Source organism: Marinobacter halotolerans (assembly GCF_008795985.1).
Lineage (GTDB): Bacteria > Pseudomonadota > Gammaproteobacteria > Pseudomonadales > Oleiphilaceae > Marinobacter > Marinobacter halotolerans.
In genome coordinates, this window is the sequence record NZ_VMHP01000002.1 from 804,799 (window position 1) to 826,051 (window position 21,253).

A 21,253-nucleotide genomic window follows, 5' to 3' on the forward strand; every position below is an offset into this window, starting at 1 on the left:
TTTTAATGGGTGTTACCTGGATTACCGACCCGGCGGCACTCGACCAATGGCTTGAGGCCAACCCGGACGAACCCCTGGCCCTGGACACGGAGTTCGAGCGGGTAAGCACCTTCTATCCAATTCCCGGACTGGTTCAGCTCGGCCTGGGTGACGAGTTCCGCCTGGTTGACCCATCCGTGGCCGAGGCCAGCGCCGGTTTCAGGTCGATTCTTGCCGACCCGGGTCGGCGTAAGCTTTTGTACGCCATGAGTGAAGACCTGGAACTGTTCAGGCACTGGCTGTCGCTGGAACCGGCGGGCTTGATCGACCTGCAGATCGGTGCGGCCATGGCCGGCGCCGGTTTTTCCATGGGTTACGCGAGGCTGGTTGAGCAGCTCTTCGGCGAGACGCTGGATAAATCCGCCACCCGCTCCGACTGGTTGTCACGGCCCCTGTCTGCCGCCCAGGAAGAGTACGCAACAGACGACATCCGGTTTTTGAGGCCGATTTACGAGTGGGTCTGGAAAGAGCTTGAGCAGAAAGGACTGGTGGATGCGCTGATTGAGGAATCCACCCGGTTTGCGGAGGACCTGGCCAGCCAGGATGATCCGGAAAATCATTACCGCAAATTGCGGGGCGGCTGGACACTCAGCCGGCAGCAGCAGGGTGTGTTGAAATCCCTGGTTTACTGGCGGGAAACGGAATCCCGCAAGCGGGACCGGCCACGAGGCCGGGTAGTGGCGGATGCGCAGCTGATCGCCATTGCCGAGAAGCTTCCGGATTCGGTTCGCGCGCTATCCAACGTGCAGGGCCTGCCGTCAGTGGTGGTTCGTCGCTACGGTGAACAGATGATCGAGCTGATTCGTGTGGCAGCCAGTGAAGATAACTCTACAATAGAGGTAATCCAGCCGCCGCTGTCCCGGCAGGATCAGATGCTCTACAAACAACTCAAGCGCTTGATGGTGGAGGCAGCCGATGCGCGGGATATTCCCGTTGAGCTGCTGGCGCCCCGTAAAAGGCTGGAAGCGGTGGTTCAGACCCGCGACCTGGGCGCCGGCCTGTTCGGTGACGGCTGGCGGCAGCAAGTGATTGCGCCGGTCCAAAGCAGACTTCAGGAAGTATTGGCGCCATGAGCGAAAAAACATTTGTATCGGTATTTCGCAGCAGCAAAAAGCCGGGTACCTATCTGTTCGTTCGGCGCGGCCAGGTATGGGAAGATCTGCCGGACAGCCTGAAGGGCATTTTTGGCAAACCGGTTCATTCCATGGATCTGGTGCTGACCAACGAACGGAAACTGGCCCGAACCGACGGGCGGCAGGTGCTTCAGGCAATTGAAGACAAGGGGTTCTTTCTGCAGATGTCGGATGAGCAGAGCGGCTATGTGGTGGATTTTCGCCGCAAACCCGAGCAGCAAAAGGGTGAAAGTGACGGATGATTGCAGAGATTCCCTTCTGGCAGCGCAAGCGTCTGGATGAAATGACCGCCGCTGAATGGGAATCCCTGTGCGATGGCTGCGGCAAGTGCTGCCTGGCCAAACTGGAAGATGAAGACACCGGCGAGGTCTATTACACCGACCTGGTCTGCCGTTACATGGATCAGGGCACCTGCGGTTGTACCGTCTACCCGCAGCGGCTTGAAAAGGTGCTCGCCTGCACTGTGCTGACGCCAGACAACCTGGCGGATTTTCACTGGTTGCCCTATACCTGTGCCTATCGCAGGCTGGCGGAAGGCCGGCCACTGGCGGACTGGCATCCGCTGCGCTCCGGGGACCCGAACTCGGTTCACGAGGCAGGGGTTTCGGTCCGGCACCGGGTGCTGTCAGAAGCAGAAGTGCCGGAAGAAGATTGGGAAGAACACATTATTCACTGGGTTATATAAATTATGCTGGATGCTCAAGCCAATTTGGCCTACGGCCTGTTCTGGGCGCTTTACGCGGTTGCCTTCGTGGTTTTCTTCTATGCGATTTCGCGCCTTTTCCGGATCATTCCGGTTTATGGCATCCGCACGCTGTTACAGGCCGCCCTTGTGGTGATACTGCTGACGCCGGTTGAATCCAGCGAGGTTGATGGCTGGTGGATTCCGGCCTGGCTCCACGGCGGGTACGAAACCATTCTTGGCAATACCGATGAGGCGGGCAGGGCGATGCTTAACCTGGGCATTGCGGCTATCATCATGCTGCTGGTCTGGGTACTGGATATGGTCCGTTACCGTCTGGTCAAACGCTGATGCCTGCCTTCCTGCTGCTGATGTTTTTTGTGTTTGCGCCACAGAGCCACGCTCAGGAAGCGCAAACCCTGCAGTTGCCCGAGCAGGGGGATGTTCGCATCATTGTGGATATCTCCGGGTCGATGAAAGAAAACGACCCGCGCAATCTTCGTCAGCCCGCCGTAAGACTGCTTGCCAGAATGATCCCGGCAGGGGCGGAAGCCGGTGTCTGGACGTTTGGCCAGTGGGTTAACATGCTGGTGCCCCACGGCACTGTGGACGAAGCCTGGCGCCAGAACGCTCTTGCCCTGTCGGAGAAAATCAATTCCGTTGCCCTGCGGACCAACCTCGGCGAAGCCCTGGAAAAGGCCAGCGATGACTGGATTGGCGGCGCGGACCTGAGCAACACCGACTTTATTCTGCTCACCGATGGCAGGGTGGATATATCCGGCGACCCGGAGGTAAACGCCAAAGAACGCGAACGGATTCTGGGCCCCTTGTTGGACCGGCTGACCGCCCGTGGCGCCACCTTGCACACTGTGGCCCTGTCTGAAGAGGCCGACCTGAAGATGCTTGAGGCGCTGGCCACCGAATCTGGTGGGCACTTCTCACTGGCGTCGTCCGCCGAGGGCCTGAATCAGGCATTCCTCAAATCCCTGAACGCGGCGGTGCCCCAGGACCAGATTCCTCTGACCGACGAAGGCTTTACCGTCGACCAGGGCGTTGAGGAATTCACCGCGCTTATTTTCTGGGGCGAGAATGAAACATCCGCGACCCGCGCGCTGACACTGACCAATCCCGGTGGCGAGCGTTTCACCCAGGGCGCTGCGCCTGGGAATATGCGCTGGGCGGCGGAAACCGGTTATGACCTGATTACCGTGACCGACCCGCAGGCGGGGCAATGGCAGATCGACGGCGAGCTGGGTGAGGGCAGCCGGGTAACGGTCGTCAGTGACCTGCGCATGGTGGTCAGCCCGATACCGCCAACCTTTAATCCGGACGAGCCGATTGCCCTTAAAATTGCCTTTTTCGAAGAAGATTCGAGAATCCAGGACCCTGATTTTCTGAAGGTGATTGACGTAATAGTGAGGCTGACTTCCACGGATGGGCGCAGCGGCTCGAAGATTCTCAGTGATGATCAACCCCCGGCCGACGGTATATACCAGGATCAGATCGACAGCCTGCCGGCGGCGGGGGACTACAATATTGAAGTCATCGCGGATGGCACCACGTTCTCCCGCCGTTTTTCGGGGATCACCCGTTTTATTGCGCCGGAATCAGCCTCCCCCACGGATGAAAAAGCAGAGCCGCAGGAAAGCGCCCCGGCCCTGGAGTCGCCAATTGATATCAGTAACCTAGAGGAGCCCCCGGCGGATCCCGTGCCGGTGATTCAGCCAGAGCCAGCGCCCGAGCCAGCCCCCGAGACATCCGCTGTGCCGATCTGGGTCTGGGGAATGGCAGGGGGAACTGCGCTTGTGTTGATCGCGGGTGGTGTCTGGTTCTGGCTGCGTCGGAAGAAGACAGGCACTGAGGAAGCTGAGGCAGGCTCCGGAGAAGAGGAGCTTCCCGAGCTGGAGGAAGACATTCCGGAGCTTGAGCCCGAGGTTGAACCCGAGCCAGAAACGGAGCCTGAGCCTCAACCAGAGCCGGAGCCGGAGAAAACACCGGAGGAGGATGAGGATGAATTCGGACTGGAGGATTTCGATCTTTCCGAGTTCGATGATCTTCCGGAAAGCGACGAGCCGGGCTCTGACGATGACGACTACCTGCCGGAAGAAGATCCTAAAAAGGGTGAATGAGCGGAGGCTGCCGCTGCCGCTCATTCAACCCCTTATCAGAAGGCTCGCTCTTCTCTATAATCTGTCGCTTATTCAAACAGTCGTTTAATCCGATTACCAGACAGGAAAACACCCCATGAAGTTTACCGGTACTGAGAAATACGTCGCGACGGATGACCTGCAGATGGCGGTGAACGCCGCGATCACCCTTCAACGCCCGCTGCTGATCAAGGGTGAGCCAGGTACCGGCAAGACCCTGCTGGCCGAAGAAATGGCCTCGGCCCTGGGCATGCGTCTGATTCCCTGGCACATCAAGTCCACCACCAAGGCCCAGCAGGGCCTGTATGAATACGACGCGGTGTCCCGCCTGCGGGACAGCCAGCTGGGTGACGAGAAGGTCAAGGACATCAGTAACTACATTATCAAGGGCAAACTCTGGGAAGCTTTCGAGGCGGACGAGCAGGTGGTTCTGCTGATCGACGAGATCGACAAGGCCGACATCGAATTCCCCAACGATCTGTTGCTGGAACTCGACCGCATGGAGTTCTACGTCTACGAGACCCAGCAGTTTGTCCGCGCCAACAAGCGCCCGGTGATCGTGATCACCAGTAACAACGAAAAAGAGCTTCCGGATGCGTTCCTCCGCCGCTGCTTCTTCCATTACATCAACTTCCCCGATCACGACACCATGAAGCACATTGTGGATGTGCACTTCCCGGGGATTCAGCAGCAGGTGGTACGGGACGCCCTGGAAGTCTTCTTTGATGTCCGCAAGGTGCCGGGCCTGAAGAAGAAGCCGTCCACCTCGGAACTGATTGATTGGCTGAAGCTGCTGATGGCCGATGAGCTGTCTGCAAAGATGCTTCAGGAGAAGGACACCAGCTCGGCGCTGCCGCCGCTTTATGGCGCGCTAGTGAAGAACGAGCAGGATGTGCACCTGCTGCAGAAGCTGGCGTTTATGGCTCGCCGCCGCGGCTGAAATTCAGCAAGAGCGACAACCTATGTTGATTGATTTTTTTCTGGAAGTCAGACGCGCGAAAGTGCCGGCCAGCCTGCGGGAGTTCCTGGACCTGCTGGAAGCACTCCAGAACCGCCTGGCCTTCGCCGATATGGAAGAGTTCTATTATCTGGCCCGCGTGTGCCTGGTCAAGGATGAACGCCATTTCGACAAATTCGACCGGGCGTTCCAGGCCTATTTTGAAGGCATCCAGAACCTGGATGACCTGATGGAAGCGCTGATCCCGGACGACTGGCTGCGGGCGGAATTCGAGAAGCAGCTCACCGAGGAAGAGAAAGCCAAGATCGATTCCCTGGGCGGCCTGGAAGAGCTGATCGAAACCTTCAAGAAGCGCATGGAAGAGCAGGACGAGCGCCATGAAGGCGGCAACAAGTGGATTGGTACAGGCGGGACATCACCGTTTGGTGCCAATGGCTACAATCCGGAAGGTTTCCGCATCGGCCAGAAGAAAGGCCGGCACGGCCGGGCGGTCAAGGTCTGGGAAAAGCGGGAATTCCGCGATCTGGACGACAGCCTGACCCTGGGTATCCGCAATATCAAGGTGGCCATGCGCCGCCTGCGAAAGTTTGCGCGCCAGGGTGCCGCGGACCAGCTGGATATGGACGACACCATTCGCTCCACGGCCCGCAATGCCGGCTACCTGGACCTGAAAATGGTGCCGGAGCGCCACAACGCGGTGAAGGTGCTGATCTTTTTCGATGTGGGTGGTTCCATGGACCCCCACGTGCGGGTCTGCGAGGAGCTGTTCTCTGCAGCGAGGATGGAGTTCAAGCACATGGAGTATTTCTACTTCCATAACTTCATCTATGAAAGCGTGTGGAAAAACAATATCCGCCGGATGAACGAGACCATCGACACCTGGGAAATCCTCAACAAGTACACGCCGGATTACAAAGTGATTTTTGTGGGCGACGCCAGTATGGCGCCTTATGAAATATCCCATCCCGGCGGTTCCATCGAGCACTGGAACGAGGAAGCCGGTGCCACCTGGTTCCAGCGGATTACCGATCACTTCCGCAAGGTTGTCTGGCTGAATCCGCTTCCGGAAAGTTACTGGGGTAGCGGGGGCTCCATGGGTATGACCCGGCAGCTGGTAAATGACCACATGTACCCGCTGACCCTGGAGGGCCTTGAGTCGGCGATGAAGCAGCTGAGCAAATAAAAAGCCGGGCAAAAAAAAGCCGATGCGTTGAGGGCATCGGCTAAGCTCGGCATATCAAACGGGGTTGGTAAACCCTTCCCCGCACTCCTTACCCTGCAATTCCGAAGCCAGTAAATGAAACCTCATTTAAAACAGTGATCTGTCTCGGGATAGCCTGATTCTGCCGTTTTCGGGATCCTGTTTTCTGCCGGCGCATGTCAAATAATCCGACACCTTTGGATGCTCATTTGGTGATCTGGATACCGTTCTTGGCTGTTACCAAGTGTTACTCTCTCAGCGAATTCAGTTACAGAAGTTTGCAAGAGGCGTTTCGCTCATGGTTGGCACCTATCAGGCAATCAGGAAATCTATTGGTGTGCTGGCACTCTGCCTTGTTCTTGCAACGGGGCAGGCAATGGCCGCCGGTGCCGGAGAGCTGGATCGCGAAATTGCACAGATCAAAGCCGATGTCGCTGCCCTCAGCCAGACGCTGTTCGATCTGGAGGAGTCTGTTCTCCATCCTGCCGATACCCAGGTTGCGGTTTTCCTTGCCATGAAAGACCGGGAAGGGCTGGCGCTGGATGCGGTGGAACTCTACGTGGACGGCAGCCCGGTCTCCTCCCGTCTTTATACCGATCAGGAGCGGGAATCGCTCCGCCAGGGCAGCATCCAGCGACTGTATATTGGCAATCTTCCCCATGGCAGCCACGAACTGAAAGCCGTGCTCACCGCTCGCTCTGCAAATGACCGTTTCATCCGCCGGGAAGTCCGCCACCAGTTCCGGAAGCGTCCGGGGGAGTCCCGTATCCAGATGACCCTGGATGCTGCTGCGCCGGATTATGAGCCTGTTGTTTCGTTCCAGGAATGGAAGTAAGCCGGAGGCCTGGTTGTGATAGGAAGGATCCCTGACCTGAACGTCATTCGCTGCCTGGCACTGATGCTTTTTCTGAGCAGTGCAGAATCGGCAGTGGCTGCGACCGGCCACCCGGACCTGGATCTGGGCCTCGCCCGGTTTGCCCTGGACACCGGTGACTACGCCCGGGCCCTGCATTACACCCGCAATCCCGAAACCGAACATGAAACCCTGATCCACGCCAGAGCTTTGCTCGAAACAGGCCGGAAAGACCATGCGATCGGGCTGCTGGAGCAGCTTACCGACGGCCAGTATTTCCGCGGCGAAGCGGCGCTTCTCAGATCAACTCTGCTGGACGGAAATAACGAAACGGCAACCCGATTGCTGGATCTGGCCGCGGAAAAGGGCCATGGCGAAACTCGGCAGCGGGCGCTTTACCGGCTGGCCGAGATCGAGCGCATACAGGGATGGCCGGAAAGGGCGGGGCAGATACTGGCATCCATGGATTCCGGTTACTGGGCGGCACTGGGCTATATGAATATCGCCGCAGACTACGGCAAGCAGGATACCAACCCGTCCCGTGCTTTTATTGCCCTGCGAGTGGCCATGGCGATGGCGGAAGAGGATCCGGACAAGGCCCGCGGTGAAGCCCTGAAGGCTGAAATGTTGGTGAGGGCCGGTCTGCTCGCGTATGAGAGCAAGGACTACGACAAGGCCATCAGCTTTCTGAAACAGGTGCCGCTGGACAGCTACAGCACGCCCCAGGCGCTGTATCTTCACGGTCTGGCACTGTCTGAAAGCGGGAAGTATCGCGATGCCATGCAGTCCTGGCATCGGGCGAAGAAATACCCGTTGGCGTTTCCGGGCGTTGCCGGCTCCTGGCTGGGTACCGGGCGCGGATACGATTTGGCGGGCTACCTTGGCCAGGCGGGAGAAGCCTACCTGTCGGCCAGCGCCACTTATGAGAGTGAACGGGTAACGCTGCGGGATCTGAATGATCTGATCCGGGAGAAGGGCGCCTACGAGGCGTTGGTGGACGACGCGGGACAGGAGTTGGGCCAGTGGTTTCTGGAGGATAGCCGCGCGCTGACCCAGCCCCGCAATGCGTACCTTCTGAGATTCATGGAGGATGCACAGGCGCAGCACGCCGTTCAGCGTGTCCATGAGCTACGGGAAATGCTTCGCCGGATGGATGACCAGGCGCGCACGCTCAAAGTGTTTCGAGATGTGTTGCAGGACCGGATGGGGAGTTCCGCAAGCCCGTCGGCGGCGCTTCCCGCTGGTTTCAAAGACACAATAGCCAGCCTCAATGAGCGCATCAGCCGGCTACGTCAGTCGGTTCCTGACGAATCTGCCAATGCCGCGGAACTCCAGCAACTCTCGGCAACCCTGAAGGATCTTCAGACATCCGCGGATCGGCTCGATCAACGCCTCCAGAACCGTGATCAAAGGCTTGATGCGCAACTGGACGTTGTTAACCAGTCCCTGAACAGGCTGGCGCAGAATCGTAAGCGTGCCAGTGATGCGCTGGGCGGCGCCAGCGCCCTGCTGGACGAGCGTGTTCTTGCCTATCTGGCAGGAGAGCGCCAGCGCATGGTGGCATCGTTGGAGAAAGCCGAGCAGCAGATTGCCCATCTTTACGAATATCTTGCCCTGCAGAATCTTGATCGGAGCTCGCCATGATCCGCTTTGGTCACCACTCGCTGCACCGTGTTTTTGGGCTTTCTCTGGCCATCCTCTTTGCGGGTGTCGCCTCTGCGCAGGAGAGCTTCCGCGTCGAGCTGGGGCGTGATGGTGAAACTATTGGCGATATGCGCCCGGTGTTCCTCGAGTTCAAAACCCAGCCGATGCCAGCTATCTCGCCGGTAGAGGTCGCCAGGCGGTACCAGAAGCTGTTTGATAACTCCGAGGAACCGGAAGTGCGGGTCGACGCCCTGGCCCGGCTGTCCAATATCCAGCGGCTGACGGACAAGGACATCAGCGTGAGCCCGGAGGAAGAGCAGCGGATCTACCGCGAGGCGCTTTCCAGCTACGAAGCGGTGCTCAACAAAGGCTCCTTCCACGGCAAGCTGGACGAGTTGCTTTACCAGATGGCCAAGGCCCACGCGTTTGTTGGCCAGATTGAGCTATCAACGGATCGTCTCGAGCAGCTGGTGGGTCTCTATCCCAGTTCGGAACTGGTGCCTGAGGCGCGTTTCAGAATTGCCGAGCGGGCGTTTGCTACCGGAAATTATTCAGAAGCCGAGGCGCAATATACCAGGCTGATTTCCGGCGAAGGGCGGGACTCGCTGAAGACCAAGGCCCGTTACATGTTGGGCTGGAGCCAGTACAAACAGGGTCAGAGCGCCTGGCCGCGGGCGGCTCGGTCATTCATGACGGTGCTGGGCGGTTTCAGTGACCAGACGCAACAGTTCACCCGGGTACCGTCCGCGGACGCCGGCCTGATCGACGACACCTTCCGCATCATTGCCTTGATGGCGGCCGAAGCCGATGGCGTTGCCTCGATCAATGACTGGTCGTCGGCGACCGGCGACACCAGCCAATTCAGCGATCTGCTTTATGACCGGCTGGCGGATCTTTACGCCACCCGTGGTGACTATGCCCGCAGCGTCGACGTCAACTACGCCTTTATTGCCGATCATGGAGACCACCCCCGGGCGCCGGCATTCTATGCCCAGGCGGTCGAGGTCTGGCGCATGGCTGGCCGCGCGGACAGAATCCGTGATGTGCGCGCCGACTATGTGGCGGCGTTCAGCCCGTCCAATCGGTACCAGAGGCTTTCGGTTGCAGATCAGCAACGGTGGGTCGACTTTTCCAGAAGGCTGGCCGATTACCACTATGACCAGGGGGAAAGCGCCACTGGCAGCGCCCGAATTAACCATTTCACGGCGGCCGCGGAATATTATGACCAGCTTGCCCCCCGGAAGGTGGACGCCGGCGAAGTTCTTCGCCTGGCTGGGGATGCCTGGCTGCAGGCCGGACAGTACGCGGCTGCACGAGTCGCTTTCAGAAAAGCCGCCTATCAGGCTCCCGGATATGCAGACGCGGCAGACGCCGGCTGGGCAGCGCTGGTTCTTGAGCGAGAGGCCCTGGACGGTGAAAACCGGCTCGACGTCTCCCTTGCACAGTTCGCCGATGAGGCCGAAAAGTGGGCGGCTACCTTCCCTGCTGATGCACGGACACCGCAGCTGAGCTCTGATCTTGCCAACCGCCTGCTGGAGCAGGATCAGTTTGTACGGGCAAGGCAGTTCGCCCAGGCGGCTATCGACCACTCCACCTCGACCGCCGCCGCAAGCTTCAGCGCCTATCTTGCACTGGGCGAAACCCATGTTGCCGAGCAATCCTTTGGCCTGGCGGAAAACGCCTGGCGCAAGGCCCTGGGCATGATTGCGACCGGCGATGTCTCGGAAGTCAGCACCGACGAAGCCAGCACACTGCGCAGACAGCTGGCCACCAGCATCTACCGCCAGGGCGAACAGGCCGCGGAAGCGGGCAAAACGGATGCAGCGGTTGCCCATTTCCAACGCATCGACACAGTTCTGCCGGGGTCTGATATTGCCATCAAGGGTCGCTATGACGCCGCCAATACTTTGTTGAAAGCCAAGCGCTGGCTGACCGCCGTCAACGAACTGACCCGTTTCCGACAGGATTTCCCCAATCACCCCCTCACAGGGATGGTCAGCGAGAAACTGGTGTTCGCCTATCTGTCGTCGGATCGTCCGATACAGGCGGCGGATGAGCTGATGACCGCCCGTGAGGGTGTAGCGCCCGCCATGGAAACCCAGCTGAGGGCGGCCGAGCTCTACCACCAGGCGGGAGCCACCGGCCAGCGCAACGAGATCTATCAGGCCTATCTGGGGCAGGGCGACGCCGCAGTGGCGCCGACAGATGCTGATACCCACGTCCTCAACCAGACGATTCGTCAGCGCCTTGTTGAATCCGCTATTTCTGTCACTCGTCTGCGCGAGCAAATGGTGTCTGCGGAGCTGGACAGTGAGTGGCATTCCGAACAGACACTGGACTGGGCAGGGCAGGCCGCCATTGCTCTGGCGGAAATTCCCGCCAACCGCTTCGCCGCAGTTGAACTTCGGGTGCCGCTAGCGGATTCCCTTGCCCGTAAGCAAAAGTTTCTTGAAGCCGCCCGTGTCCGTTACGACCAGGCCCAGCAGTTTGGTGGCGAAGCCGTCGTGTCCCAGGCCACTTATCGGAGGGCCGAGCTTTACCGTGTATTGGCGAAGGATCTGATGGCGTCGCAGGCGCCACCGGAATTGAACGAAATGGAGGCCATGCAGTACCAGATGCTGCTGGAGGAAGAAGCCTACCCGTTTGAAGAAAAAGCCATCGCCCTGCACGAGAGCAATCATCAGCGCGTGGCCGAAGGCGTGTTCGACGAGTGGGTTCAGCAAAGCCTTGATGTACTGGCCACACTCTTCCCCGGTCGTTATGAGCGCAAGGTTCGCTGGATGGGGCTGAATGCCGGCAATGTAACCGGCTATGAAACAGGCAATGAAACAGAGAGCAACTCCAATGATGACGCGTAATCTGATTCCTGTTTTCTTGTGCGTTTTATTTGCAGGCTGCGCCGCCAGTCCTTCGGGGCAAGAGCCAAAAATAAAAACGGAAGCCACGAAGCAAGAGAAACGGGTAGCGATGCAGGAGGCCCGCCTGGCCATCACCGAACAGGACTGGAACAAGGCAATCGAGTCTTATCGGACGGTCCTGGAGCTTGATCCCCACGATGCAGTGGCGGTGAACAACCTGGCCCTGCTGCTTCGGGAAAAGGGCCGATTCCGCGAGGCGGCCACGCTGTTACAGGAAGGAATCGACTATTCACCGCAAACACCGGATCTGCACTACAACCTTGCGGTTATTGCCGAGCTGTACCTGTTGGATCTTGAACTGGCACTGGCCCATTACCGCCGGTTCCGGGAACTGACGGAACAGGAAGGTCAGCTAGTCGCTGGTTGGATTGCAGACCTTGAAAGGAGGCTGGAATGAGACTGGTTGAAAGGCTAGTGCTGCGCTGCCTGATCCCGGGTTTGTCGGCACTGGTGTTGAGTGCTGCCGCTTATGCCAGTGAATCCTCTGATGCCGGCTCTGCCATGGAAACCGTGGCTCTGAGCATTGAGGGCATCAGTTCTACCTCGAGTGAGGACAGCCCCGGTGTTGTCTATATTCTGCCCTGGCAACCGCCAACCCTGCCGAGGCGCACGCGTGATGCCCTGGAGGTGGATGCCCGGGGCCTGCGCGAGCCGATGGATCCGGTTGTTTTTGACCGGCATCAGGCCTTTCATCAATCACTGAATCCCTCTGCGGATTCCCCGAATTCCCCGCGTTAGCACCAGGAGTTTTGTCATGCTGGAAACCGTTGCCCGTTTTTTTCAGGAAGGTGGCACCTTTATGTATCCCATCGCCGTGGTTCTTGCCATTGGGCTGGCTATCACGCTGGAGCGATTCATCTATCTGTCGGGGGTGCGTCGCCGTAACCGGTTGGCGTTCGAGAAGGGCATCCTGCCGCTGTTGCGCAAGCGCGACTACCAGCGAGCGATGAAGGCGGCGAATGCCTCTGACAGTGCTATCGCGGAAATCATGAGCGCCGGTATTGGTCGGTTGTTGAACAACCACCGCCGGGAGGATGTTGAGTACGCCATGGAAGAGGGCCTGATGGAGGTATTGCCGCGGCTGGAAAAACGCACCCAGTACCTGTCAACGCTGGCCAACGTGGCAACACTGCTGGGATTGCTTGGCACAATTATCGGCCTGATTGCCGCCTTTACGGCAGTTGCCGCTGCCGATCCGTCCCAGAAAGCCTCGCTGCTGTCGGAAAGTATTTCCGTGGCTATGAACACCACAGCTTTCGGGCTGATGTCTGCTATCCCGCTGTTGATGTTCCACGCCGTGCTTCAGACTCGCACCAATGAAATTGTCGACACCTTTGAAATGGCCGGCGTGAAGTTGCTGAACATCATTTCTGAAAAGCCGGAGCCGGCTGCTGCATGAGACGCAAACACCGGAAGCTCACCTCCAGCGCGGATCTGGATATCACGCCCTTCATGAATCTGATGATTGTGCTGGTACCGGTTCTTCTGCTGGGCATGGTGTTCAGCCAGATCCGCATGATCGAGCTCAACTTTCCCGGTATGGAAGCCGGACAGGCGCCGGCCGCAGAGAAACTGCAACTGGCGGTTGTGTTGATCCCCCAGGGTATGGAGGTTGTTGATAGCGAGCGCGGTGTCATCCGCACACTGCCTCTGCTGGAGGGCGAACAGGACTTCGATGAGCTGAGGTTCACTCTCCAGCAGATCAAGAAGCGGGTGCCGGACAAGACCGATATCGTATTGGAAGTCAGCCCGGACATTGACTACCAGACGCTGGTCAAAGCCATGGATACGGTGCGTTCCTACTCCACCGTGGTTGCAGCGAGCGTGGTGGAAGGTGAGCTGTTTCCGGATGTGTCCCTTGCGGATGCCGCTGAAGACCGGGTGCTGACAAGCGGGCAGGAGGGCGTATGAAGGAGTCACGCCGGGCACACCGGATGCGTCGACACTATAAAAGAAACAGCCGGACCAACCGCGCCGGTGGCCTGAACCTGGTGTCGCTGATGGATATTTTCACCATTCTGGTGTTCTTCCTGATGGTCAATTCGTCAGACGTGAAGGTGATGCAGAACACCGCCGATGTGCCATTGCCCGAGTCCAGCGCTAAGAAGCAGGCGGATGAAACCCTGATTGTTCAGGTGATTGGCTCCGCCATTCTGGTTCAGGGCCGGGAGGTGGCCCGGCTTAGCGGAATCGAGACCGGTGACCGCACCATCGGCGGGCTGGCCGAGGAGCTGGCCTATCGGCGGGAACAAGGCCTTCAGAACGGCCGTGTTGTGCCGGACGCCGGGCGGGAAGTCACCATCATGGCCGGCCGTGAAACCGATTACCGGTTGCTGAGGAAGATTATGCAGACCTGTGTCGATGAGGATTACCGACAGGTGCGTCTGGCTGTCGAGTCGTCCGGGGAGGTGGCCAATGGCTGAGGAAAAGCGTTTTCATCTGGCCCTGGCACTGATGTTTGTGGTGTTTTTGCCGCCCGCGCTGCTGATTCCCTCACTGAATCTGCCCGAGCCGGACCGGCGCGAATCGGAGAAAATCCCGCCGCAGCTGGCCCGTCTGATCGAAGAAAAGAAGCCGCCTGAGCCCGTGGTCGCCCCAAAACCGGAGCCCGAGCCGGAACCAGAGCCCGAGCCCGAACCTGAAAAACAGAAACCGGAGCCGGTCGAGGAAAAGCCGGTGGAGGTTGCGAAAGCGCCCGAGCCCCCGGAACCCGAGCCCACGCCTGAGCCGGAGCCGAAAAAGCAGGCCCCGGCGCAGACTGTAGAGAAAGCCCGGGAGAAGGCGTCCCGTTCCGGTTTGCTGGCAATGAAGGACACTCTGGCCAGCATGCGCGGCCCGGAGCCTACGAAGAAAAAAACGCTGAGTGCCAACACCGGTAGCGGGCAATCCCGCCCGGAGGAAAGCAGTGACATGGCCGAAAAGGCCCTGGCAGGCAGCGGTGGCGTTGAGGTAGAGCAGGGCATAACCCGTGACGTGGCTGTGGCGGATCACCAGGTGCGGGACGTCGAGGTAGCCGAAGAAAAGGTGGCTGCACCAGCTGAACCGAAACAGCAGGTAGCCGATGCAGGCCCCTCAACCCGGTCCATGAAGAATATCCGAAAGGTTTTCGACGCCAACAAGGCCGCCCTGAATGCCATGGTTGGACGGGAACAAAGGAAAGATCCGCTGCTTCACGGCAAGGTGCTTCTGAAACTGGTCATCGAGCCAGATGGGTCCGTTTCCAGCTGCAAGGTGATTGATTCCGAGCTGGATAATCCGAAACTGGAGCAGCGTATTGCCCTGCGGGTGAGAATGTTCAACTTTGGCGCCGCTGACGTTGAGCAGCGCGAGCTGAACTTTCCTTTGGATTTTCTGCCGGGCTGAGGGCTCTTTACCCGGCTGGTGGCTCATGCTCAATGGTTATTTTGGGCAGGCGGGGTTTGTTGAAGGTCATTTTCTGGGTGGGAGCAATGACCTTGGCTTCACCAATGACAACCTGTTCGTCGTTCTGGTTGCGAACGTCGCAGGAAAAAATCACACGGTTTTTCCGTTCCTTGCTGATCACTTTCAGGTTGATCGTCAGGGTGTCATCAAGCTTCACTGGTCGCTTGAAAGACAGGCTCTGTTCCAGATAAATGGAGCCGGGCCCGGGCATCACCGTGGCCAGGGCCGCCGAGATCAGCGAACCGCTCCACATGCCGTGGGCAATCCGCTCCCGGAACATGGATTCCGCGGCGAACTCTGAGTCCAGATGCACGGGATTTACGTCACCAGAAACTGCGGCAAACAGCACCAGTTCGTCCTCGGTGAGTGTTCGCACGTAGGTGGCCGAATCGCCCTCCTGAAGCTCGTCGTAAGTGATGTTTTCAAGGATGTCGAGAGAGTCACTCATCGTCCGCTCCGTTGAGTTGGAATTGGGATTTTGCCGTTTGCCGTTACACGCTCAAAACTACCTCATCGTTCACAAAACTGCTATTCTCTCCCGGATTTTTTAACGCTTATACGTTCGTCTTGTTGCTTTTTTAGAATAAAAAAATACAGGTCAAAGACAACGACAACAATCAAAACGCCGAACAGGAGATTGTGATGGATTTCGAGCAGTTCTATCAGGACAAGTACCCCGCTGGTGTTCCCCGCAGTGTCGATCTGAAGAAATACACAAGCATGGTTGATGTGTTCGATCAGGCGGTCAAGAAGTTCGCGGATAAGCCGGCCTTCAGTGCTGTGGGCGCCACCCTGACTTATCGTGATCTGGATACCCAGAGCCGCAATTTTGCTGCCTGGCTGCAGAACCACACGGACCTGAAACCGGGTGATCGGATCGCCGTTCAGATGCCCAACGTCTCCCAGTATCCGGTGGTTGTTTTTGGTGCCATGCGCGCCGGCCTTATTGTGGTGAATACCAACCCGCTATATACCACTCGTGAAATGGAGCACCAGTTCAACGATTCCGGTGCCAAAGCGATCGTGGTTCTGGCCAACATGGCCTACAACGTCGAAAAAGTTCTGCCACAGACAGGTATCGAGCACGTGATCGTGACCGAACTGGCGGATATGCACTCACCGCTGAAGCGCACACTGATGAACGCAGCGGTCAAGCACCTGAAAAAGATGGTGCCGGCCTACAATCTGCCCCAGGCACACAAGCTGCCGGCCGTTCTCAGTGAAGGTAGCAAGGAAAAATTCACGGCGGTTGAAAGCAAGCTGGAAGATATCGCGGTATTGCAGTACACCGGCGGCACCACGGGCGTAGCCAAGGGCGCAATGCTGACCCACGCCAACCTGGTGGCGAACCTGCTGCAGGTTCGTCCGATGATGGGTGATTCCATCGAGGAAGGAAAAGAAGTCGTGATTGCGCCGTTGCCGCTGTATCACATTTATTCGTTCACCCTGAACTGCGGCATCATGCTGGAAGCCGGCGCCCACAACGTGCTGATTCCCAACCCACGGGACATACCCGGCTTCGTCAAGGAACTGCAGAAGCACCGTTTTACCGCGTTCCTGGGCCTGAACACCCTGTTTGTTGCGCTCTGCAACAACGAAGACTTCAAGAAGCTGGATTTCAGTGGACTGAAACTGACGTCTTCCGGCGGCATGGCGCTGACCAGCGATACTGCCAAAATGTGGCAGCGCGTCACCGGCTGTGAGATCAGCGAAGGCTACGGTATGACCGAAACCTCGCCGGTTGTTACCTTCAACCCGAACGTGGCCATCCAGCTTGGCACCATCGGGCTGCCGATTGCCGATACGCTGGTCAAGACCATTGATGACGACGGCAATGAAACCCCCATCGGCGAACCCGGCGAGCTTTGTGTCAAAGGCCCGCAGGTGATGCGCGGTTACTGGCAGCGGCCGGAGGATACCCAGAAGTCGTTCACCGAAGACGGTTACCTGCAGACCGGCGACGTTGCCCTGATCCAGGAAGACGGCTACATCCGCATCGTTGACCGCAAGAAAGACATGATCATTGTGTCCGGCTTCAACGTATATCCGAACGAGATCGAAGACGTAGTGAGCGGCCACCCGAACGTGGTTGAGTGCGCGGCCGTTGGCGTGCCGGATGCCAAGAGCGGCGAAGCCGTGAAGGTGTTCCTGGTGGCGACTGCAGAAGGCGTGACTGAAAACGAACTGAAGGAATTCTGCCGTGAGCGGTTGACCGCCTACAAGGTGCCCAAATCCTTTGTTTTCCGGGATGAACTGCCGAAAACCAACGTCGGCAAGATCCTCCGTCGTGAACTGCGGGACGAGGCAAACGCCTGATCAGCCTGAACGTCTGATATCATTGCAGTAAGTTCGAAGACCCCGCTTTGGCGGGGTTTTTCGTTACTGATCCGGATTCACCAACATTGAATGACCAAGATGACGCAAGCCTCTTCTGACAAGCGCGCCGATGCCAGGGTTCTGGCGCGGCAGGCGTTGCAAAAGCCGGTGACTTTTCCCGAGTCGTTGCCGGTGTCCGAGCGCGTTGATGACATTCAGCGGGCCATCGAAAATCATCAGGTGGTGATCATTGCCGGCGAGACCGGCTCGGGCAAGACCACCCAGATTCCCAAAATCTGCCTGAACATGGGCTTGGGTATCCAGGGTCTGATCGGCCACACCCAGCCCCGACGCATTGCGGCGCGCACGGTCGCCGGACGAATTGCGGAAGAGTTGGGGGAGCGAACCGGCGAGCAGGTGGGTTATCAGATTCGTTTTACCGATACCACGTCGGAACAGTCCCGCCTGAAAGTGATGACGGACGGTATCCTGCTTTCCGAAGTTCAGCATGACCGGTTCCTCAAGCGCTACGACACCATCATTATTGACGAGGCCCACGAGCGCAGCCTGAATATCGATTTCCTGCTGGGATATCTGAAGCAGTTGCTGCCCAAGCGGCCGGATCTGAAGGTCATCATTACCTCCGCCACCATCGAGGTGGAGCGCTTTAGCGAGTTCTTCGGCGATGCGCCGGTGATTGAGGTCAGTGGCCGCACCTTTCCCGTGGACGTGCGCTATCGCCCCCTGGCCGGGGACGAGGACGATCGTGACCAGAGCTGGAGCGACGGCGTGCTGCAGGCTCTGGAAGAAATCGAGCAGCATGAGCGCAGCGAGAAGAAGCCGCCCGGGGATGTGCTGGTTTTTCTGCCTGGCGAACGGGAAATCCGTGGCCTGAGCAAGACCCTGCGCCACGCCGAGCTGCGGCACACTGAAGTGCTGCCGCTTTATTCCCGGCTGAGCAACCAGGAACAGAACCGCATCTTCCAGAGCCATCCGGGCCGTCGTATTGTGCTGTCCACTAACGTGGCGGAAACCTCACTGACGGTGCCGGGTATCCGCTATGTCATCGACACGGGCGTGGCCCGTATCAGTCGCTACAGCGTCCGCTCCAAGATTCAGCGTCTGCCTATTGAGGCGGTGTCCCAGGCCAGTGCCAATCAGCGGGCAGGCCGCTGCGGCCGGGTTGCGCCAGGTATCTGTTTTCGGCTGTATGACGAAACCGATTTTATCAACCGTCCGGAGTACACCGATCCGGAAATACTGAGAACCAACCTGGCCTCAGTCATTCTGCAGATGACCACCTCCGGACTCGGCGAGATCCGGCGCTTTCCGTTTCTGGAGCCGCCGGATCGCCGGATGATCAACGACGGTTATAAACTGCTGGAAGAGCTGGGTGCGGTGGATGGCAAGCGCCGGGTCACAAAGCTGGGTCGAACCATGGCGCGGCTGCCGCTGGATCCACGGCTGGCCCGAATGCTGGTGACCTCGTCGGAGCAGGGCAGTCTGGCGGAAACCCTGATTGTCATTGCCGGGCTCAGTGTTCAGGACCCGAGGGAGCGGCCCCAGGACAAACAGCAGGCGGCGGATCAGGCCCATGCGCCTTTCACCGACAAGGAGTCAGACTTTGTCACCCTGCTGAATGTCTGGAATTTCTTTGAGGAGCAGCGCCAGGAGCTGTCCCAGAACCAGTTAAAGAAGGTATGCCAGAAGAACTTCCTGTCCTGGATGCGCATGCGGGAATGGCGCGATATTCACCGCCAGCTGACGCTGATCTGCCGGCAACAGAAGCTGAAGCTGAATGAGCAGACGGCCAGCTATCCCGCGCTGCACAAGGCTATTGTGTCCGGGCTGCTGGGGCAGGTGGCCGTCAAGGTTGAAAAGAAGGAATACCTGGCGACACGCAATCGTAAAGTGGTGATTTTCCCGGGGTCCAAGGTGTCCAAATCGTCGCCGAAGTGGATCGTGGCTGCGGAGATTGTGGAAACCAGCCGGGTGTTCGCGCGGATGGTGGCCCGGGTCGAGCCGGAATGGATCGAGCCCCTGGCCGGGCATGTGGTGAAACGTCACTATTTCGAGCCCCACTGGGAGCAGAAACGGGCCCAGGTTATGGGTTATGAGAAAGTGACCCTCTATGGCCTGGACATTGTTCCCAGCCGGAGCATCCCCTATAGCAAGGTGGATCCGGTGGAATGCCGGAATCTGTTTATCCGCCGCGCGCTGGTGGAAGGGGATTACCAGTCGAAGGCGCCGTTTATTGCCCGCAACCGCGAACTGCTGGACTCGGTTGAAAACCTCGAAAAGAAGACACGCCGCCGGGATCTGCTGGTGGACGATGAAACCCTGGTGGAGTTTTACGACCAGCGCCTGCCCGATGACATTGTCAGCGGTGCCCATTTCGAGCGCTGGTGGAAGCAGCTGGATGCGGAAACCCTTCAATCGCTGGAACTCACGGAATCAGACATTCTCCGGCGGCCGGTGGATGAGCAGGCGGACTCCCTCTATCCGGATTATCTGGAATGGGAAGGGGTCCGGTATCCGCTGAGCTATGAATTCGAGCCCACCAGCGAGCGGGATGGAGTGACGCTTCAGGCGCCGATTATGGCACTGAAACAGTTGCCCGCCCGAAGACTGGAATGGCTGGTGCCGGGCCTTTTGCGGGAGAAGTGCATCGCTCTGGTTAAGGGCCTTCCGAAATCCCTCCGGCGGAACTTCGTGCCGGTGCCGGATTTTGTGGACGCGGCGGTGGAGAACCTGCACCCGTCCAACGAACCACTGACCCTGCAACTGGGCGAGCAGCTACGGAAGATGACCGGCGTGCAGATTCCGCCGGATGCCTGGTCCGAGTCGGAATTGCCAAATCATCTGCGGATGAACCTGCGGGTTGTTGATGACTCGGGCAAGGCCATCGCGGAGGGGCGCGAAACCGAAAGCCTCCAGAATGAGCTGGAGGGGCGCGCTCAGGATGCCTTGAGCCAGGTCACGTCCAGCCAGAAGTCCAAACCGGATGCCAGGCCGGTGACCGACTGGCAGTTTGGTAAGCTGGCTTACTCGGAGACCACCGAAAAGGGGGGCATGGAGGTGACGGTTTATCCGGCGCTGGAAGATCGCGGCGATTCGGTGCGCCAGATCCAGTGCCTGGACCGGCTGACCGCCGAGGATTCCACGCGGCGGGCCATTGCCCGTCTGATGCTGATCCGTTTTGGCAACACCCTGGAAGGGCTGGAACGAAAGCTGCCCCGTTTCAAGGATTCAGCGCTGATGTTCGCGCCGGTGGGGCAGTCCCGGGTGCTGCTGGACGACCTGCTGATTTCCACTGCCATTGAGCATTTTCTGAGTGATGAACTGCCCCGCACGGAGTCGGACTTCAATCGCTGTTTTGACCAGAAGCGAGGGGACTTTATCCCCACCCTCGAAGCGGCGGACGAGCGGCTGCACCAGGCCATGACCGGCTACCATTCGGTGATGAAGCAGCTTAAAGGCAAGATTGATCTGGCGATGGCCAACAGCATGGCCGATCTGAAATTCCAGATGCAGAATCTGGTATATCCGGGCTTTCTGGTGGAAACACCGTCCGAGTGGTTGGCGTGTTTTGGCCGGTATTTCGAGGCGGCGGGCATCCGTTTCGAAAAGATGCGGCGGGAAATGGGACGGGAACGGGAGTTTCTGCACACGTTTGAACCGCTCTGGGCCCGCTATGCAACAAAACGGGAGCAGCAGAACCGGCAGGGCGTTCGTGATCCCGAGCTGGTTCTTTACCGCTGGATGCTGGAAGAATTCCGGGTTTCCTTTTTTGCACAGCAACTGGGCACCGCCATGCCGGTCTCGGTCAAGCGGTTGGACCGGCAGTGGGAAAAGACGCGGGTTTAAGACCTTTGTCGCCGGGGGCAAAAATTGCGGATTGTGTTAGTATTTGGTGCATAACCATTAAATTTTGGTGCC

General features: G+C 58.6%; 19 protein-coding genes. 18 read left to right on the plus strand and 1 reads right to left on the minus strand.

Going from position 1 to position 21,253, the window contains the following annotated elements; all coding sequences use genetic code 11:
- Positions 1-5: 5 nt before the first annotated feature.
- From FPL19_RS14030 to FPL19_RS14105, 16 genes are all read left to right on the plus strand, one after another.
- Entirely contained in the window at positions 6-1,112 is a 1,107-nt protein-coding gene (locus tag FPL19_RS14030; protein WP_150913261.1) for a ribonuclease D, read from the plus strand.
- On the plus strand, positions 1,109-1,414 hold the full coding sequence (locus FPL19_RS14035; RefSeq protein WP_150913263.1) for a YcgL domain-containing protein: 306 nt from the start codon (positions 1,109-1,111) through the stop codon (positions 1,412-1,414). The genes FPL19_RS14030 and FPL19_RS14035 overlap by 4 nt, the downstream gene beginning before the upstream one ends.
- Complete coding sequence (locus tag FPL19_RS14040) at positions 1,411-1,857, plus strand: YcgN family cysteine cluster protein (protein WP_150913265.1); 447 nt, start codon at positions 1,411-1,413, stop codon at positions 1,855-1,857. The genes FPL19_RS14035 and FPL19_RS14040 overlap by 4 nt, the downstream gene beginning before the upstream one ends.
- 3 nt (positions 1,858-1,860) lie before the next feature.
- Positions 1,861-2,205: a hypothetical protein gene (locus tag FPL19_RS14045; protein WP_150913267.1), complete on the plus strand. Its 345-nt coding sequence runs from the start codon at positions 1,861-1,863 to the stop codon at positions 2,203-2,205.
- Positions 2,205-3,983, plus strand: coding sequence for a vWA domain-containing protein (locus FPL19_RS14050; RefSeq protein ID WP_150913269.1), 1,779 nt, complete (start codon positions 2,205-2,207; stop codon positions 3,981-3,983). The genes FPL19_RS14045 and FPL19_RS14050 overlap by 1 nt, the downstream gene beginning before the upstream one ends.
- A 115-nt stretch (positions 3,984-4,098) precedes the next feature.
- Positions 4,099-4,941 carry an AAA family ATPase gene (locus tag FPL19_RS14055; RefSeq protein ID WP_150913271.1) on the plus strand — a complete coding sequence of 281 codons (843 nt, stop codon included), beginning with the start codon at positions 4,099-4,101 and terminating at the stop codon, positions 4,939-4,941.
- Between the two features lie 22 nt (positions 4,942-4,963).
- Positions 4,964-6,142 carry a vWA domain-containing protein gene (locus FPL19_RS14060; protein ID WP_150913273.1) on the plus strand — a complete coding sequence of 393 codons (1,179 nt, stop codon included), beginning with the start codon at positions 4,964-4,966 and terminating at the stop codon, positions 6,140-6,142.
- A 316-nt stretch (positions 6,143-6,458) separates the two neighbouring features.
- Positions 6,459-6,995 carry an AraC family transcriptional regulator gene (locus FPL19_RS14065; protein WP_225314435.1) on the plus strand — a complete coding sequence of 179 codons (537 nt, stop codon included), beginning with the start codon at positions 6,459-6,461 and terminating at the stop codon, positions 6,993-6,995.
- 15 nt (positions 6,996-7,010) lie between these two features.
- Complete coding sequence (locus tag FPL19_RS14070) at positions 7,011-8,657, plus strand: hypothetical protein (RefSeq protein WP_150913275.1); 1,647 nt, start codon at positions 7,011-7,013, stop codon at positions 8,655-8,657.
- Positions 8,654-11,515, plus strand: coding sequence for an outer membrane protein assembly factor BamD (locus FPL19_RS14075; protein ID WP_150913277.1), 2,862 nt, complete (start codon positions 8,654-8,656; stop codon positions 11,513-11,515). Before FPL19_RS14070 ends, FPL19_RS14075 begins: the two co-directional genes overlap by 4 nt.
- Positions 11,516-11,624: 109 nt before the next feature.
- A complete protein-coding gene (locus FPL19_RS14080; RefSeq protein ID WP_225314436.1) occupies positions 11,625-11,972 on the plus strand; it encodes a tetratricopeptide repeat protein in 348 nt (115 codons plus the stop codon).
- Positions 11,969-12,313: a hypothetical protein gene (locus FPL19_RS14085; RefSeq protein WP_150913281.1), complete on the plus strand. Its 345-nt coding sequence runs from the start codon at positions 11,969-11,971 to the stop codon at positions 12,311-12,313. Before FPL19_RS14080 ends, FPL19_RS14085 begins: the two co-directional genes overlap by 4 nt.
- A gap of 16 nt (positions 12,314-12,329) precedes the next feature.
- The gene (locus tag FPL19_RS14090) at positions 12,330-12,974 is read left to right on the plus strand and encodes a MotA/TolQ/ExbB proton channel family protein (protein ID WP_150913282.1); all 645 of its coding nucleotides are present in this window, start codon (positions 12,330-12,332) and stop codon (positions 12,972-12,974) included.
- A complete protein-coding gene (locus FPL19_RS14095; RefSeq protein WP_150913284.1) occupies positions 12,971-13,486 on the plus strand; it encodes an ExbD/TolR family protein in 516 nt (171 codons plus the stop codon). The genes FPL19_RS14090 and FPL19_RS14095 overlap by 4 nt, the downstream gene beginning before the upstream one ends.
- Positions 13,483-13,998 carry an ExbD/TolR family protein gene (locus FPL19_RS14100; protein WP_150913286.1) on the plus strand — a complete coding sequence of 172 codons (516 nt, stop codon included), beginning with the start codon at positions 13,483-13,485 and terminating at the stop codon, positions 13,996-13,998. The genes FPL19_RS14095 and FPL19_RS14100 overlap by 4 nt, the downstream gene beginning before the upstream one ends.
- A complete protein-coding gene (locus FPL19_RS14105) occupies positions 13,991-14,938 on the plus strand; it encodes an AgmX/PglI C-terminal domain-containing protein (protein WP_225314437.1) in 948 nt (315 codons plus the stop codon). The genes FPL19_RS14100 and FPL19_RS14105 overlap by 8 nt, the downstream gene beginning before the upstream one ends.
- 7 nt (positions 14,939-14,945) lie before the next feature.
- On the opposite strand, the gene FPL19_RS14110 is transcribed toward FPL19_RS14105, so the two are convergent.
- Positions 14,946-15,446 (minus strand): MaoC/PaaZ C-terminal domain-containing protein, encoded by a 501-nt coding sequence (locus tag FPL19_RS14110; RefSeq protein ID WP_150913288.1) that lies wholly within the window; start codon positions 15,444-15,446, stop codon positions 14,946-14,948.
- A 194-nt stretch (positions 15,447-15,640) separates the two neighbouring features.
- Here FPL19_RS14110 and FPL19_RS14115 point away from each other — a divergent pair, with 194 nt between their 5' ends.
- On the plus strand, positions 15,641-17,314 hold the full coding sequence (locus FPL19_RS14115) for an AMP-binding protein (RefSeq protein WP_150913290.1): 1,674 nt from the start codon (positions 15,641-15,643) through the stop codon (positions 17,312-17,314).
- 90 nt (positions 17,315-17,404) lie between these two features.
- Entirely contained in the window at positions 17,405-21,181 is a 3,777-nt protein-coding gene (gene hrpA / locus FPL19_RS14120; RefSeq protein WP_150913292.1) for an ATP-dependent RNA helicase HrpA, read from the plus strand.
- The last annotated feature ends 72 nt before the right edge of the window (positions 21,182-21,253 follow it).

What these genes read in the sequence shown, in the direction of transcription:
- FPL19_RS14030 (WP_150913261.1), top strand. Translation starts at nt 6, where the DNA reads ATGGGTGTTACCTGGATTACCGACCCGGCGGCACTCGACCAATGGCTT.
- FPL19_RS14035 (WP_150913263.1), top strand. Translation starts at nt 1,109, where the DNA reads ATGAGCGAAAAAACATTTGTATCGGTATTTCGCAGCAGCAAAAAGCCG.
- FPL19_RS14040 (WP_150913265.1), top strand. Translation starts at nt 1,411, where the DNA reads ATGATTGCAGAGATTCCCTTCTGGCAGCGCAAGCGTCTGGATGAAATG.
- FPL19_RS14045 (WP_150913267.1), top strand. Translation starts at nt 1,861, where the DNA reads ATGCTGGATGCTCAAGCCAATTTGGCCTACGGCCTGTTCTGGGCGCTT.
- FPL19_RS14050 (WP_150913269.1), top strand. Translation starts at nt 2,205, where the DNA reads ATGCCTGCCTTCCTGCTGCTGATGTTTTTTGTGTTTGCGCCACAGAGC.
- FPL19_RS14055 (WP_150913271.1), top strand. Translation starts at nt 4,099, where the DNA reads ATGAAGTTTACCGGTACTGAGAAATACGTCGCGACGGATGACCTGCAG.
- FPL19_RS14060 (WP_150913273.1), top strand. Translation starts at nt 4,964, where the DNA reads ATGTTGATTGATTTTTTTCTGGAAGTCAGACGCGCGAAAGTGCCGGCC.
- FPL19_RS14065 (WP_225314435.1), top strand. Translation starts at nt 6,459, where the DNA reads ATGGTTGGCACCTATCAGGCAATCAGGAAATCTATTGGTGTGCTGGCA.
- FPL19_RS14075 (WP_150913277.1), top strand. Translation starts at nt 8,654, where the DNA reads ATGATCCGCTTTGGTCACCACTCGCTGCACCGTGTTTTTGGGCTTTCT.
- FPL19_RS14080 (WP_225314436.1), top strand. Translation starts at nt 11,625, where the DNA reads ATGCAGGAGGCCCGCCTGGCCATCACCGAACAGGACTGGAACAAGGCA.
- FPL19_RS14085 (WP_150913281.1), top strand. Translation starts at nt 11,969, where the DNA reads ATGAGACTGGTTGAAAGGCTAGTGCTGCGCTGCCTGATCCCGGGTTTG.
- FPL19_RS14090 (WP_150913282.1), top strand. Translation starts at nt 12,330, where the DNA reads ATGCTGGAAACCGTTGCCCGTTTTTTTCAGGAAGGTGGCACCTTTATG.
- FPL19_RS14095 (WP_150913284.1), top strand. Translation starts at nt 12,971, where the DNA reads ATGAGACGCAAACACCGGAAGCTCACCTCCAGCGCGGATCTGGATATC.
- FPL19_RS14100 (WP_150913286.1), top strand. Translation starts at nt 13,483, where the DNA reads ATGAAGGAGTCACGCCGGGCACACCGGATGCGTCGACACTATAAAAGA.
- FPL19_RS14105 (WP_225314437.1), top strand. Translation starts at nt 13,991, where the DNA reads ATGGCTGAGGAAAAGCGTTTTCATCTGGCCCTGGCACTGATGTTTGTG.
- FPL19_RS14110 (WP_150913288.1), bottom strand. Translation starts at nt 15,446, where the DNA reads ATGAGTGACTCTCTCGACATCCTTGAAAACATCACTTACGACGAGCTT.
- FPL19_RS14115 (WP_150913290.1), top strand. Translation starts at nt 15,641, where the DNA reads ATGGATTTCGAGCAGTTCTATCAGGACAAGTACCCCGCTGGTGTTCCC.
- hrpA (WP_150913292.1), top strand. Translation starts at nt 17,405, where the DNA reads ATGACCAAGATGACGCAAGCCTCTTCTGACAAGCGCGCCGATGCCAGG.